The organism is Thermococcus sp. EP1 (assembly GCF_001317345.1).
Classification (GTDB): Archaea; Methanobacteriota_B; Thermococci; order Thermococcales; family Thermococcaceae; genus Thermococcus_A.
Window position 1 is genome coordinate 158,933 of record NZ_JXCG01000006.1, and the last position, 15,003, is coordinate 173,935.

General features: G+C 39.7%; 9 protein-coding genes and 1 pseudogene. 3 read left to right on the forward strand and 7 right to left on the reverse strand.

The window, feature by feature from the left end; genetic code table 11:
- Positions 1-251: 251 nt before the first annotated feature.
- The gene (gene proC, locus EP1X_RS06565) at positions 252-1,052 is read left to right on the forward strand and encodes a pyrroline-5-carboxylate reductase (protein ID WP_055282883.1); all 801 of its coding nucleotides are present in this window, start codon (positions 252-254) and stop codon (positions 1,050-1,052) included.
- Here proC and EP1X_RS06570 read toward each other — a convergent pair.
- From EP1X_RS06570 to EP1X_RS06580, 3 genes are all read right to left on the reverse strand, one after another.
- Entirely contained in the window at positions 1,047-4,103 is a 3,057-nt protein-coding gene (locus tag EP1X_RS06570) for a DEAD/DEAH box helicase family protein (RefSeq protein ID WP_055282884.1), read from the reverse strand. The two genes, proC and EP1X_RS06570, sit on opposite strands and share 6 nt — an antisense overlap.
- A complete protein-coding gene (locus tag EP1X_RS06575) occupies positions 4,096-6,555 on the reverse strand; it encodes a hypothetical protein (protein ID WP_055282886.1) in 2,460 nt (819 codons plus the stop codon). The genes EP1X_RS06570 and EP1X_RS06575 overlap by 8 nt, the downstream gene beginning before the upstream one ends.
- 105 nt (positions 6,556-6,660) lie before the next feature.
- A complete protein-coding gene (locus tag EP1X_RS06580) occupies positions 6,661-7,926 on the reverse strand; it encodes a UbiD family decarboxylase (protein ID WP_055282887.1) in 1,266 nt (421 codons plus the stop codon).
- 232 nt (positions 7,927-8,158) lie between these two features.
- On the opposite strand from EP1X_RS06580, the pseudogene EP1X_RS06585 reads away from it, so the two are divergent.
- A pseudogene (locus EP1X_RS06585) lies at positions 8,159-9,178 on the forward strand (DEAD/DEAH box helicase); the annotation flags it as partial.
- Here the strand turns inward: EP1X_RS06585 and truA are convergent.
- The 4 genes from truA to tdh all read right to left on the reverse strand — a co-directional run bounded on the left by truA (position 9,165) and on the right by tdh (position 14,607).
- Positions 9,165-9,965, reverse strand: a complete 801-nt coding sequence (gene truA / locus EP1X_RS06590) for a tRNA pseudouridine(38-40) synthase TruA (RefSeq protein ID WP_055282907.1) — start codon at positions 9,963-9,965, stop codon at positions 9,165-9,167. The pseudogene EP1X_RS06585 and the gene truA sit on opposite strands and share 14 nt — an antisense overlap.
- 308 nt (positions 9,966-10,273) lie before the next feature.
- Positions 10,274-11,956, reverse strand: coding sequence for a phenylalanine--tRNA ligase subunit beta (gene pheT / locus EP1X_RS06595; RefSeq protein WP_055282889.1), 1,683 nt, complete (start codon positions 11,954-11,956; stop codon positions 10,274-10,276).
- 6 nt (positions 11,957-11,962) lie between these two features.
- Positions 11,963-13,474, reverse strand: a complete 1,512-nt coding sequence (locus EP1X_RS06600; RefSeq protein ID WP_055282890.1) for a phenylalanine--tRNA ligase subunit alpha — start codon at positions 13,472-13,474, stop codon at positions 11,963-11,965.
- A gap of 80 nt (positions 13,475-13,554) precedes the next feature.
- Positions 13,555-14,607 (reverse strand): L-threonine 3-dehydrogenase, encoded by a 1,053-nt coding sequence (tdh, locus tag EP1X_RS06605; RefSeq protein ID WP_055282891.1) that lies wholly within the window; start codon positions 14,605-14,607, stop codon positions 13,555-13,557.
- A gap of 231 nt (positions 14,608-14,838) precedes the next feature.
- Between tdh and EP1X_RS06610 the strand changes: the two genes are divergently transcribed.
- A partial coding sequence (locus EP1X_RS06610) for a TRAM domain-containing protein (protein WP_055282893.1) occupies positions 14,839-15,003 on the forward strand: 165 nt, incomplete at its 3' end.

Here is a 15,003-nt window from a genome sequence, read left to right on the forward strand (position 1 = left end):
CTACCAATAGCTACAGTTCACTGATGTTTTTGCATAAATATCCTTCATTTTTTACTACGTGAAATCCTTATCCCTTAGAGTAGAGGAGAGCAGATTTTTAATTGCAATATTTAATAGTTTTAAATAATTGGCACTTTATCAAGATATTGCACAGACATTTCTATAATATTGTCAAAAATTCAAAAGCATTTTGAAAAATATTATAAGTTATGGCAAAATGCCACCATTAAGTTGATACTGGGTGATGAGTCATGAGAATAGCAGTGATAGGCGCTGGAACTATAGGAAGTGCCGTTGCAAAGGCATTGGCTGAAGAGGGGTATAATGTAATTGTGACAAGGAGAAAGATTGAAAAAGTGAAATGGCTTGAGGAATATGGAGTTAAAATCTCAAATAATAATAAAGCTATTGCCGAAAAGGCAGATGTAATTATTCTCACAGTAAAACCAAACAAGGTCAAAAAAGTTCTTGAAGAAATAAATCCTGCTGTTGAAGGGAAAATTCTCATTTCATTTGCCGCGGGGCTCTCACTAAACTTTCTAAAGAGGCTAACAGGTGCAAAACTTGTGAGAGCAATGCCAAATATAGCAATTCTTGTGAAAGAGTCTTTTACCGCATATACAGCAGATGATTTAGATAGAAAAGAAATTGAACTTGTTGAGAAAATATTTGGTGCTTTTGGTAGGTGTGTTAGAGTTGACGAAGAGTATATGGATGCTATAACCGGATTGAGTGGTTCTGGACCAGCCTATGCCTCAGTGTTCCTTGAGTCATTGATATACGGGGGGCTAAAAGTAGGTCTCCCAAGAGATATTGCACTTTTAGCGGCTGCTCAGACACTCTTAGGTACAGCAAAACTTTTGCTTGAAACTAGCTTCCATCCAGCCCAAATAAGAGATATGGTGATAACTCCAGGAGGGACTACAATAGATGGCATCTTTGAGCTTGAGGAGGGCAAGCTCAGGACGGCGATGATGAAAGCCGTGGATGCTGCAACGAAGAAATCAAAGATTCTGTCGCTTGAGATTGGAAAAAGTGAGAGAGTGTCATAACATCCTCCAAAGGTTGGGTAGGAAAAGAGTATTCTCCTTTAGTCTCTCTTTTCTCAGTATAAATCGTATTTTCTCCTCAAACGTCTTGCCTTCCCGCGTAGCCGGAGTCTCAATCGCTGGATGGTGGATGAGAACACCAGGAGCTTCGAATGGGCCATCTTTAACTATCACAGGTATCTCAATGTATTTGCTATCCCCAAGGAAAACCTTGTAAAGTGGGGACTCTACTAATCTTAAGTCTTTCCAGTCGGGAGAATAAACTGGATACATTGAGGAAACGAGAAGTATGCTTGAATATGTTGCAAGGATATACTTAGGAGTCAACCTCTCAGTTAGGTAATGAGCTATTTGGTAAGTGTTTAAGCCATTGAATTCATCCTTGAAGAACTCTTTTGCCTTGGAAACCTCCTTCTCACTTCTTCCCTTCACGAGCTGATAAAGAGTGAGGAGCTCATCGTTAAATGAATCATCATCGAGCACCCTAAAGAACTCCTCTTTTGCTCTCTCTCCCTTTCCAGTGACCTCAACTTCGACTCCAAACTGCTTTGCCAGCCTCCACTTATCGAGTCGGTAAACAACGTAGGGAATTGGGAGTTCTATCGTTTTTTCCTCCCCAAATGATACTGTGAACGTTTCATGAACTGAAAAGCCAGAAGCATAAAGGATACGCTTTAATTTTGGCATGTAATCTCTCAAAAACCGCTCTAGGGGTATCTTAGTCTTTTCTCTTGGCATCCCTGCGAAAATCGTAAAGAGTACATCCCCCGAGTGCATCGGGAGCAAAACATGAAACTTACGGTTAGTTAGCACATTGGCTATGAAGTTCTTTGCGCGGTGAAACTCGATGCTTTGACCATTCTCTTGGTTTGCAAAGCCTACAAAAACAACGTGCTTAAGCTGTTTTTCTTTTCCCCTCATTCTCTTAATCACTTGGCGGAAAAGTTCCACTTTATAGGCTCTGTCCTCATAGTTATGTCCCTTGTAGGGAGGAAGAACTATCAAAATCTCATGGTTCTCAAGATTGCTCCCAAAGGCAAGGGTTGACGTCCCAGCAACGTTGGCATCTAAATCAATAAGCTTATCTACAGTGCCCGAGTGAATTGCTACGGTTTTGTATCCTTTCTCGCTCAAGTATTTTGCCAAGTCCTCCACATAAACCTTGTTGTCGATGTAAAATATCACCTTATTTTGTTTCAGGTGCTCCCAAAGGTTGACCTTCCCATGCTTCCAAAGCAAAGTGCTCAAATCTCTGAGAAGTCTTTCCCAATCCGGTAGATATCCCTCAAAGTAGAAGCCAAGAGCATAGAAGTTAAGAGGAAAGTCAAGGAGTCGCCTGTAGTAAGCAAAGTTTAGGGTCCCCACCTTGAATGACTCCACGATTTCTCCCTGAATTTCTCCTTTCGGGGAAATGTATGTCATTAAGGGAGTATAAACCTCTCCTTCTTTGCTTATGTGCTCCTCAAAGGCTTTCTTAACGAGTTTAGCACAAGTTAGGGAGGCATCAGTAATGATGACCTTCTTCAATTTTGAATTCTTCTTTCTTTTACTGAACTGTCTTAAAAAGCCCAAAATGGCTTCGATGGCTGGTGCCCCAGAATTAATGAACTCATCAAAGATAACAAAGTCAGCTTTTGCCAAGATTTTTGGTGTCCCCGAGTGGACGAAATAGGAGAAAGCTTGGGACGTTGCGAGGATTACGTTAGTCTCATCGTTTAAAGCCTCTAAGAGTTTTCTTGTTGCTGATTTAGAATCCTCGTCGAACCGGGGTACCTCATAAAATGTGTCCACCTTTTCCAACTCAACCTCCCAATCAGAGAACGTCTTAGATATTTTTATAGAATCTCCCAAAGCTTTTCTCAAGTTCTTCTCGAGCTCGATTAGAATCCTCTTCCTCGGAGCCACGAAGAGAACCTTTAATTTCTCATTATATGAGTGAAGCATCTTAATGTGGTTGCTGAGGGTCCAGTTTTTTCCTATCCCTTGATCTGATGCGTTTATAACCACATCGTAATCTCTATTTAAGAGTTCCTTGAATTTCTCTGCGTGCTCATTTCTTATTCTCTCGATGTCCGTGAACTTAAAGTCCACATCCACCTTCCAGAAGCGCGTTTCTCTAAATGCCTTGTGGTGCTTAAGGCGAATCTCAACTTTCTTACTATCATCAACTAGGTAGTAGCCATCCTCTCGGTGGGTTATGTAACCCCTCGTTGACTTTAGGTGTTCAAGCAGAAGTACTCTTTCCTTCTTTCCAATTCCAAGGGGTGTTGCTTTCTCCGCTATTGTGAGGATTATGTTCTCCCACTCCCTGAGGGCCTCGTAGTTTTCCAATGTAAGAGCAGAGTAGCCCTGTGGAAAAGCAGCAACTGCTTTTATTGGAAAAACATCTATGAGAGTAGCGTATCTCAGCACTTTCATGTACTTCATAAGCACTGAGAATAGTCCTTTGTAGTTCCAAATGGGTAGATGGTTAATCCTATGCAAGAGTTCCTCTCTATTGTAAAAGTCAAAATTCAGCTGCCAAACCACACTCGTTAAATCCCTCTCAAAGAAGCCCATGTAGGTCTTAAAATCGCCGACTGCTTTTATGCTCTCTCCTTCGATGATAATGAAGTCGGGGTATAGTTTGGCCACCTTTGGTTGGAGTAGAAAATCACCATTGCTCCATTCGAGAAGTTCCCTGCCTACTTCATGTCCAAGCCTAAGGAGAGCTACTATGTTTCTTTTGTCAACTTCACTTAGAGCTTTTCTAATATCATCTTCCCCGAATTTTACTCTTCTCTCATGCTGAATGACGTTAAGATAAATCTCCAAAAAGCTCTCAAAGCCTTTGTTTAATTCTTCATTGACTATCTTGTTGTAATACTTGGTGTACTTAAGGGCGAGCTCTTTGTATTGATTTTTCTCTTCATCATCGAGATCAAAGAACTCTTCCCAATCGTTTAACTGCTTAATCATGTATCCCCTTTGTGTCTCCGCTATTCCTGCATTCACCCCAATTTCAAAAGCCTCCCCGTAGAGGGTAGAAATGAGTTTAATACTCTCACTATTCATTATCCTTCGCCCCCAAGAGCAATAGTGAGGGTCTCATAATCCTTCTAACTGGATCTGGATAGGGTGTGTGAAAGAGCCTTTTTATTCCAACGAAGCTGGCTCCTCCTTTCTCATCCTCGAACGTTAAGAGTGGATAAATTTCTTCCTCCGGAAGCTCCCTTTCTAGAGAAAACACCATGACAGGCCTTCTGTATGTTATTTTTTCATTGCTTTTCTTACTTATGAACACTTTACCTTTGATTCCAAAATTAAAGTCTGCTATTACACCATCGTAGTTTGTCGATGTCAGTGCGGATTTTAATCTCTCTTTGTGAAGCTTATCTGCATCAAGGACTAAGCTGTCCATATCAAAGAAAAGAACGTCCTTGTTCTTGGTGTCCTTTAAGATGCTCTCGTATTCACGGGGGTGGTTCTTCAGGTTTTGAATGCTTAATAAAACAAGTCCTTCTTTTTTGTACTCTTTTATTAGCTTATCGAGCATTTTAACGACGTTGCTAGAGCTCTTCATATCTCCAAGGGGATTATCCTTGTAAGCCACATGCTTTATTAGTTGAGCCCTGACGTTTTTCCCAATCTCTGTCAGCCCATATCTGACAACTCTAATAATCCGTATGAACTTTGCCTGTCTCCCTTTACTCTCGAGGCTCTGATTTATGATAGAGATGGCGTAAATGTTCGTCATGACTTTCTTGCCGTTAACACTTATAGAATAGCCTGTTGTTGATGTATTTTTAAATGAATACGCCATCAGTAAGCTCTCCGAAGTTGAGAGGAGCCTATAAATCCCTTGGAGGCTTCTATTTAAGTCCTTACCCTCAGCCGCTGAAAGAACTTCTTCCAATCCATAATACTTAATTGTTCCTTTTCCTGTTTGATGCCTGGCAACTATCCCTATTTTTCCGTTTTCAAAGTTATAAAGTGCCACTTGCTCTAATCCGAGCTTTTGTAAAATCGCCCCTATTTCCTCCGAGATCCACTTCTGTTTTGGCGTACGATAGTAGTATTTCTTCATATTCTGCACGTTTATCCTAGCCCTCATGTTGTGGACTTCAGAAAATTCATGATCCATTGCCTCTACTCCATCCAAAAGATGATAATAATAGTCGTGGAAGATTGTGTTGCTCGTGATACTCTTCTTCCGGATGTTGTTTAAAAAGACAAGATTGTATCCACGCTTAAACTCATTAAACGGGGAGCTTAAAGAAAATTCGCCTTTGAGCATGCCATAAATTATCACAGAATCAAAGGTAGCCTTTAATAGATTCACGATTTCAAGACTCTGTCTTTTCCTTGATGATTCATCCCGAATGTTGTACTTGATGATTTTTTTGAATATTCTAACTTTTTTAGGGAGGTAGCAAGAGTTCGCAAAGAGCTGGGCAATGAATCCCTCAAGCCCCTTGAACTCCTCTTCTCCGATCGATCCTAAGATAACCCAAGCTTCTTCCACTCTGTTCACCTTGGAGGGAGTTATCTCGACAACTATTTTTCTATCGCTCCTCCCCTTTTTCTCCACTCCAAGACCCTTTACCTCACTCTCCCCTATCTCCTCTCTTTCAACCGCTTCTCTCAAGAGCTTGCTCACTTCTGCCATTACTCTCTCCTTACTATCAAAAAGCTTCTCGTAGTCTTCAAGCTCAAGCCACTGCAGGTGTAGTTCTTTTAAAAACTCAATCACTCTCTCATTGTCCTTGTGTCTGAGTAACTCGAGCAGAACGTTCCTCTCCTTGTCCCACCCTTCACCGTAGGGTGGAACTGAATAGTACTTCTCAAATTCTTCTCTATCTGGCAGAAGAGACAATTTAATGCTATTTTCTCTTAGTATGCCTGGAAATGAAGGAAAACTTTTTCCCTCATAGTTATAGTCTTCAAACTCTGCAAATCTTTCCTTAATCTTCTTGTATTTTTTTGCAAGGTCTTCTCTTCTATCCTTTAGGATGTCTTTCATTAAGGTGTATGTCTCAACGAGCTTTTTATAAGTTTCATTACTAAATGAAGGAATCAAAATATTTTCATAGTAGAGCTTCGCAACATCCCAAGCAGATTCTCCTTTTATGAGAACCCCAGCACTCCCTCCAAAAACAATATCCCCTCGCGTGATATTAAGTGTTACTTTTGGAGGATCAATGTCTCCAATTCTCTCCCCTACACTGTATAATTCCAATTTCTCCAAAAGAACTGCTTCTTTCTTTTTCAAAAGGATCTCCCACATCTTTCTCGCAAGTTTGTAGTTTTCTCTTAAGAGGGATTCCTTGAAGGCTCTAATGTACTCCATATTAGGAGCCCTTTCGCGAAAGTACTTCCGTATCTCCCGTGTTATGTGTTTATAGAACTTTGATGAGAAACTCACAGGGGCAAAGGACACCCCATCATTGAGATACCACTCAAAGAGATCGAGAATTAACTCCTCAAATTCTGAAGGTTCGAGTTCTTTCTCGAACAACCTAACCATAGTATCAACTCCGAACGTTAGTAGCTCATCACTTTGGATAATACAAAAAAGTATTTAAATTTTGTTTGCATAAAATAAAATCACAATAGATAGGAACATAAAAAGTCAAATCCTCGCCCTCTCAAACTCTTCCTTTCTATTCAAAGGCTTTGTAGCATCAATGCCCCATTTGGTTGTAAACCCTTTCTCCCCAGAGGGATCAAGAGAAGACCCACGAGTTTTTGGAATAATAACTAAGTCCTTATCAGCTTGGAATCTTGTAGCTATTGCCCACTCTATGTCTCTGTCATCATAAATATCAATATCCTCGTCCACAACCACCACATGTTTTAGACTTGGATGACCAGAGAATGCAGCTAAAATAGCATTTTTCCCATCGCCATCGTGCTGCTTTGTGATGCTTACAACTGCATGGAGCCACATTGCTCCTCCCTCTGTGAGTCTTACCCCATGAACCTTTGGAACTACTTGCTTGACAGTTTTGTATATCTGAGGCTCCTTAGGAAGACCCATAAGCATGTAATGTTCATATCCACTTGAAAACAAAGCATGAAAAATCGGCTTTTCAACATGATACATTTTCTCAAATACTACTACTGGTTGTTCTCTAACTATATCATATGTCCCAGTTATATCGACAAAGGGACCTTCCTTGTCAAGTTCAGGAAGAATTTTTGCCTCAAAGACAAATTCACTCTCCACCGGGACAGGGATCCCATTCACCTCAACAACTTCTAAAGGTTTTCCAAAGGCCATTTCCCTCATCGCTGATGCTATGCTTAACTCGCTAACTCCATACTGTGGACTTGTAGCTGCGGCGAGTAATATATGGATAGGATTACCGACAATTATCCTTACATCAAGCTCCTCGCCATGCTCTGCTTTTTCTTTCCACATCGCATAAAGATGTCTTGGAACGAGTCTTACCGTGGCAGTTTTCTCATCTCTTACCATTGTTCTGTGATACGAGAGATTTACAAAATCCTCATCCTTAGCTATGTAGATAGCCGAAGTAAAGTATTGACCACCATCTTTTGGGAAATAATGAGGCACAGGAAGATCTCTAAGTGAGAAGTCTTTTGTGGAATTCTTAAAGAACTCTGCCTCACTAACCTCTTTATAAGGCCTAGGACTATCCATTGCCTTCATCATAAAATGAAGAAGTTCTGACCTCTTTATGCCTAGATACTTAGATATTCTCTCTCTAGTACTCCAAAGATTTCCTATAACCTCCCATCCATCCACATTCCTAAAAAGAATCGGCTGATCTTTGTGCCGAAGGAAATATTTGGTTATTTCAAATTTCTTATTAACTGGTTTATCAATAACTATCGTTTCATCTTGAAATTGAGTAAGTATATCTCTGAGCATCTGCTATCACCTTTTCAAAATTACCCTGAGCTTATGATAAACTTTTTGGAACATTTCATTTATTTCATACGTTTCTATTGAATATTTTTCAGAAAGATAGAGAAAAACCTATAAAGGAGAATTCCCAAAAGTCCTATTTGAATTGCTATGAGGGTAGTAACATTAAGAATTCCGGATAAGTCTGCATTGGCGTATGTGGAAAAAGCAGACCCTAAAGTATACTTTATGATATTTAGCCCTCCCTGTGGGAAGTGGAAAAACCATAATAGGACTTAGACTTATTTATGAACTTAACTTATCAACTTTGGTAGTGGTACACACAAAAGAACTTCTTTATCAATGGGCCGATAACATTAGAGAGGTTTTGGGAATAGAGCCAGGGCTTGTGGGAGATAATAACTGGGATGAGAAACCTGTAACCGTAGCTATGATACAAACTCTGCTTTCAAGAGGAGTGGACAAACTCAAAAAGCAGTATGCAATTCTAATGTTTGACGAATGCCACAGGACTTCAGCCGCTGAAAAGTTCTATGAGCTTGGAATTAGCCTTCCCCAAAAATTTAGATTCGGATTATCTGCAACTCCCTGGAGAAGGATTAAGGGTGAGGAACTGAAGATAGAAGGTGCCATCGGACCGATTATTTATGAAATAAAGGCCGAAGATTTAATTAAAGAGAAGTTTTTGGCAAAGCCGAGATTCATGATAATAGGATACGAATCTTCAATGCCCCCTCTGGCAGAACGATACAAAGAGCTCTATGAAGAGATAATAATGGAAAATGAAGAAAGAAACAAGGCAATCGTGAAAACTGCATATAAACTTGCAAAGCAAGGACACAGAGTACTAATCGACGTAAAACGGATAGAACATGGCAAAATACTAATAGAAATGCTCAAAAAGAAAGGTATAAATGCAGAATTTCTAAGCTCCCAAACTCCAAACAGATGGGAAATTTTTGAAAAGTTTAGAAATGGAGAAATTAACGTACTTATATCTACATTATTAAAGGAAGGTGTGGACATTCCAGAAATTTCGGCTATAATCCTAGCAGGTGGAGGAAAAAGCGATATTATGACAATCCAGACGATAGGAAGGGCCTTGAGGCCCAAAGGAGGCAGTAATGCAATTATAGTAGATATCAAAGATGAAGATCCTCTGCTCTTTACTCACTTCATAGAGAGACAAAAAGCCCTGAAGCAATACTATGGAAAATACTACGACAAAGAACTCGAAAAGATCATAAAGAAATAATCCAGTCCTCAAAGATTGCCGCTCTTGTTAGATACATCCTAAATCTTTCAAAAAATTCTCTTTTAACTTTTTCAATTGCATAACTGTCTTTCTTAAACTCTATATTTTCATACTTGATTTCCCACAAGACAAGATTTTCTGGCGAAGCTGGAGGGAGTTTTTTATCTACTTTTTCTTTTAACATAAAACTTATCTCTTCCTCCGAAAGAATTCCCATTCCACACAATTTAAGAGCAGTGACTATTCTTCTCACCATCTCCCAGAGAAAACTCTCTCCTTCAATTTCTATCATGATTATCTTCCCTCTGGGAACCACATCAATTCTTCGTACAATCCTTACAGGATTTTTAAACTCTTCAAGACGAGCAAAATTGGAGAAATCATGTTCTCCAATAAAGAGCTCAGCACACGATTTAAGTTTTATTAAATCTATTCCTTCATTAAAAAGATAGTAGCGATAAACCTTACTCATGGCCCAAAACCTTGGATGGAAATCCTCAGGGACACTTGCATTCCCCAAAACCCATACATCATTAAGATAGTGGTTTAAAATCCTTGGTTCAGTAAGATCCAGTCTATTTGTATCAAACGCAATTACATTACCAAATGCCGAAACTCCCCTATCTGTGCGAGAGGCCCCCTTGAAATTGGCTTCTCGAATATCCTCAATTATCCCGAGCTTTTTTAGTACCCTGATCACTTCCCCCTCAACTGTTCGAAGCCCAGGCTGTCGTTGAAACCCATAAAACTTAGTGCCATCGTAGGCTATCTTTAACGCTATTCTCATATTGGATAGATGATTAGGAGAATATAAAAGGGTTATTGGGATAAAGTGTAGTTTACAAATAGCAAGGTCAATATGTCTAGTTGATGTATCTTGTAGCTCACCATTTTTGAAAATTTGACAATAAAAGAAGGACAAAATCTAAAACCTCTTTTTCTTAGAAAATTCGGGGGTGTAAAAAATGACCATTGAACTGGATATTGAGATTCAAGAGTCCCTAATTAACTTTGACATCATGTTTACATTCGCAAAGAAATTTCTACAAAAGAGTGCCCCTTTTTGAATTCCATATTAAAAGACAAAAAGAAAGATCAAAGAAAACTTCCTCTATAGAATGGCCTTAGGAATACTTCAAAAGCGGCTACTGGCATCTCTATTCCCCAGTTTTCCAAGACTTGTGGGTGAACTTCACCGATTATACCAATGCTCTTTCCTTCCACTATTATTTCTCCGGCCCTACCAGGAATAAATGATCCATATTCTATTTCTCTAAGCTCATATTTTACCCCCAAGTGATGCATCAAACTATCAAGAACCTCCTTGGCTTCAGTAAAAGTAACTTTCGGATGTGCTATAGCTACACCAAGTTTGCTTTCACTCACTGTCTTAGTTTCCCTGCTCTCATCAATTAAAGTGACCTTTCCAACCTCAAAGATTTTTTGAGGATATTCTTCATGCGTATTCTGGCCCAGGAACTCCATCAAACTTGGTAAAAGCCACCTTCTAAGGGCACTCCACTTCTGACTTATGGGGTTCTCTATCTCGACTATGTCCTCCTCAGGGATATTCATTTTGCCAAACTGTGCCTCTCTATTTGTTAAGTTAAAAGTCATGACCTCCTGAAGTCCAAAGCCCACCATAAGGTCCCTTACTGCATTTTCAAAGTCGATAAAATCATCCCCTTTTCCCTGAACTGCTAACTTAGGCTCCTCGGGTTCAATATTATTATACCCATAAGCTATAAGCACATCCTCCAAGACATCCCTTGGATGCATTATATCGTTCCTAAAAGCAGGGTATTTCAGTTTTGCTTTACCATCAACAAGCTCAACTTCGTAAAACATCCTTTCAAGAAGGTCTTTTACCTCTTCATCACTAAGTTCGACACCAGTAAGCTTTTTAATATAATCCAACTCAACCTCAAATTCTTTTGGAGTTAAATCAGGGCTCTCCACTTCAAAATCTTTGTAAACAACCTTAACACTCTTTATTTTTCCTCCTCTCTCCGCCAAGGCAGTCACTAGAACGTTTAGAGCGAGCATTATCTTCTCAAGGTGCCAACCAGTAATATCTATGAAAATGTTTCTAGTATTCTCCGTAACCTTTCCATGAGTCTCAGAATTTATAACAGGAGGCATGGAAAGAACATTTCCTCCACTATCAATAAGTAACGGATAGTAGGGTTTCCCCTTAATTAGGTGACCATATTCTTTTCCTTTTTCATGCTTTTCTAATATCTCATCTGCTGTCATTTCTTCTTCACTATTTAAGGGAATGAATTTTATTTTCTCAGGCTCTACTGCTTTATAATAGAAAGGAGGCTCAAGTTTATCAAAGTCAAATGTTCCTATAGCAACTTCCTTTCTTCTTCTGCCAAGTGTTAGTGCAACTTTCTCTTGCAGCTGGATAATCTGCTTCAACGCCTCTTCATCTAACTTAAGACCCTCAACTATAGCATAAACTCCATATGGTCTTATGTCCTTAAGTTTCTCGTCAACATAAACTACCACGTCACTTTTCTCAATTTCGTAGCGTGGTAGGCCCTTTGTCATTCCTAGGGCCCAACGCACTTGTCTAGCTATACCCTCAGCACTCCACAAGTCGGGCCTATTGGTATCCTTAGCATCAGCTTTAAAGTATATTTTACCTTCATGCTCCCAGAGATCATCAAGTTCGCATTTAGCATAGAGGAAAAGATCTTCCCACTCTTCAACTGTGAACTCCTTTCCCACCAGCCTCTCTAAGTCATGCTTAGCAACATCGAACTTTGGCATCTTCCATCACCACACTAATTTAGCTTCTCTCAACCATTTTAGGTCATAACTAAAGAGGTACCGTATATCATCTATTCCAAGTTTAAACATGGCCAGTCTATCAATTCCAATCCCCCAAGCTATAACTGGAGCATCAATTCCTAATGGTTTGGTCATCTCCTCTCTAAATATCCCTGCTCCTCCAAACTCTACCCATCCAAGTTCTTCATGATATGCACTCATCTGGACACTAGGTTCTGTGAATGGGTAATAATCAGGAAGGAACTTTACTTTCTTTGCTCCAGCTATTTCAACAGCAAACCGCTTCAGTATTCCAAGAAGGTGTTTGAATGTTAAGTCTTCCCCTACCACGAATCCATCCACTTGGTTAAACTCTATAAGGTGAGTCCTATCCAAAACATCAGGTCTGAAAACTCTTTGAATGGCAAAATACTTGCCAGGTATTTGAACACCTTTACCAAGTTGTCTTGCACTTAAAGCAGTTGCATGGGCTCTTGGCATTAACAACATGGCAGTTCTTGGATCCCACTTGTAGCCCCAGCCTCTTGAACCGGTGATCCATCCATGCTCATGAGAGGCTTTTACTCTTTCTACAAGTTCTTCACTTGGGAGGTATCCGTGCTTGGGATACTTAAGCTGATAAGTATCTGTCCAATCTCTAGCCGGATGATTCTGAGGTTGGAACAGAGCATCAAAGTTCCAGAATTGAGTCTCAATTAAACTCTCCGCACTCATTTCAATGAATCCCATTTCTATGAGTTTTCTTCTTATCTTATCCAAAAAGGCCCTATAGGGTTGCTTCTTACCTGGATAGATCCTCTTAACAGGAGCCTGTATGTTAAAACGTTTAAATTCGACATTTCTCCATTCTCCACTCTTTATAAGCTCTGGAGTTAGGATTGAAACTTCTTTCTTTAATTCAAGCCCCATTTCCACGAGCTTTAATCCCTCTTCCGTTATCTCTACTTCTCTTTCTGACTTTATATCTTCTTCTCCAATTTTTCTGCTTTTCACCTCTTTCAGAGGGATTATCTGTTCAATATTCTTTGCTTCCACTTCACCCTTCTCTACAAGAAGTTTAAGGACAACATCAATAGGTCTCTCCTTAGAAAGAGCTTCTTTTGCCTTATCCGTTGCCTCTAAAACAAGAATCCCCTCTTCTTTCTTAATATTAGCCCATCCTTCTTTCCTAAGAATCCCAATTATTGGTCTGAGTTCATCCTCACTAAGCACATCTTTGAGATCATCCAAAGTTATCTTTCCTCTCTCCACAAGGAGTTTTAAAGCCCTTCTTTCCGGAAGCCCAATTTGGCCATATTTTCTTCCTAATTCTGTGATCCTTACAATTTTTTTCTGCCTTTCATGTAGTCGTGCAAGTCCCTTACTTTGAAGCCATAGAATAGCCCTCATGACTGCTACTTGATCAAGATTAGTCTCTTTAACAAGGTCTTCAAATTTCACTTTTTTAAAATCCTTGAGCTTGATGAGAGTCAACTTTTCTTGATAGCTTAGTTCCATTATCAACCCCCCGAGAGAACTCTCACAAGACTTACTTAAAAATTGCGGTGGGAAAAATGAACAAAAAAATACAGAGGGAACTAATGCTTGTGTGGGAAGAAGACAACCTTGCCTGTTTTTCCAGCACGCATGAGCTCAAAGGCTTCTTCAAACTTGTCTAGCCCGTTGTACTTATGGGTGATGATCGGATCTAAGTTAAGCTTTCCACTCTTTAGAAGATTTGAGACCGTATACCATGTTTGCCATAAGTGTCTTCCGGTTATTCCATGCACCTCTAAGGACTTGAAGATAACTAAGTTGTTTATATCAAAAGTTACTTCCCTAGGGAACAGTCCCAAAAGACTAACCCTTCCTGCTGGAGTCACCGCTTGCAAACCCTGCTCAAGGGCCTTAGGAGCACCACTAAATTCAAGGAAAACATCCACACCATTGCCATCAGTCAAATCCTTTACTTCCTTAACTACATCTTCTTCCATTGGATTTATGACAACATCAGCCCCAACTTTTTTTGCAAGATCTCTTCTAAAATCACTCGGTTCGCTTACAATAACAAGAGAAGCACCGCTTGCCTTAGCAACAGTGATACCTAGAAGACCCAATGGACCCGCCCCAGTGATAAGAACAGTTTTACTTGCAATAGGGCCCGCTAAAACTGTGTCAACTGCATTTCCAAGAGGTTCTTGAAGAGTTGCATATTCCGGAGGAATCCCCTTGGGATTTTTCCACGCATTTTGAGCAGGTACTATTGCATATTCAGCGAAAACACCATCACTATCCACACCAAATATCTTTGTGTTCTGACACACATGATAGTTGCCAGTTTTACACTGGTAGCATTCCCCGCAAACTATATGTGTCTCGGCTGAGATATAATCCCCTATTTGAATATTATCCACTCCAGGTCCTACCTCTACTACTTCACCAGCTACTTCATGACCCATTATTTGAGGAGGCTTTATTCTGCTCTGGGCCCATTCGTTCCATTCATAAATATGTAAGTCCGTGCCGCAAATACTTGTAGCAAGAACCTTAATGAGAACTTCGCCTTCCTTTGGCTTTGGAACATCAACTTCAACGAGTTCTGCACCATAGGCAGGCTTACTTTTCATTATTGCGATCATTTTCTCGTTCATAGGTATCATCTCCATGAATCTTTTAACATTACTATCTCTGTTTTCGCTGATATAAATCTTTTTGCTCTATAAAATATGTAGAGCCTAAAAAGCAAGTTTTATTTCTTTGTTAGTATGTGAAAGAAAGACCTAAGCGACGAAAAGTTTGAAAAAGACACATTCATTACCAAAAATCTTAAATACATTTACTATCACCATAAGATTGCAGATACTTACTTGGTGGTGTCTGAATTGGAGGATAGAAAGTTTGAAAGGAAAGGAAGAGATAAAAGAGCTCCAAGAGTTCCTCCTGTAAAAGTTGGTGAAAGATACAAAGTGAAAATTGAAGCCCTTGGAAAAAGTGGAGATGGGATAGCTAGGATTAGGGGGTTTGTAGTATTCGTCCCAAACACAAAA

What these genes read in the sequence shown, in the direction of transcription:
- proC (WP_055282883.1), top strand. Translation starts at nt 252, where the DNA reads ATGAGAATAGCAGTGATAGGCGCTGGAACTATAGGAAGTGCCGTTGCA.
- EP1X_RS06575 (WP_055282886.1), bottom strand. Translation starts at nt 6,555, where the DNA reads ATGGTTAGGTTGTTCGAGAAAGAACTCGAACCTTCAGAATTTGAGGAG.
- EP1X_RS06600 (WP_055282890.1), bottom strand. Translation starts at nt 13,474, where the DNA reads ATGGAACTAAGCTATCAAGAAAAGTTGACTCTCATCAAGCTCAAGGAT.
- pheT (WP_055282889.1), bottom strand. Translation starts at nt 11,956, where the DNA reads ATGCCAAAGTTCGATGTTGCTAAGCATGACTTAGAGAGGCTGGTGGGA.
- tdh (WP_055282891.1), bottom strand. Translation starts at nt 14,607, where the DNA reads ATGAACGAGAAAATGATCGCAATAATGAAAAGTAAGCCTGCCTATGGT.
- EP1X_RS06580 (WP_055282887.1), bottom strand. Translation starts at nt 7,926, where the DNA reads ATGCTCAGAGATATACTTACTCAATTTCAAGATGAAACGATAGTTATT.
- truA (WP_055282907.1), bottom strand. Translation starts at nt 9,965, where the DNA reads ATGAGAATAGCGTTAAAGATAGCCTACGATGGCACTAAGTTTTATGGG.
- EP1X_RS06570 (WP_055282884.1), bottom strand. Translation starts at nt 4,103, where the DNA reads ATGAATAGTGAGAGTATTAAACTCATTTCTACCCTCTACGGGGAGGCT.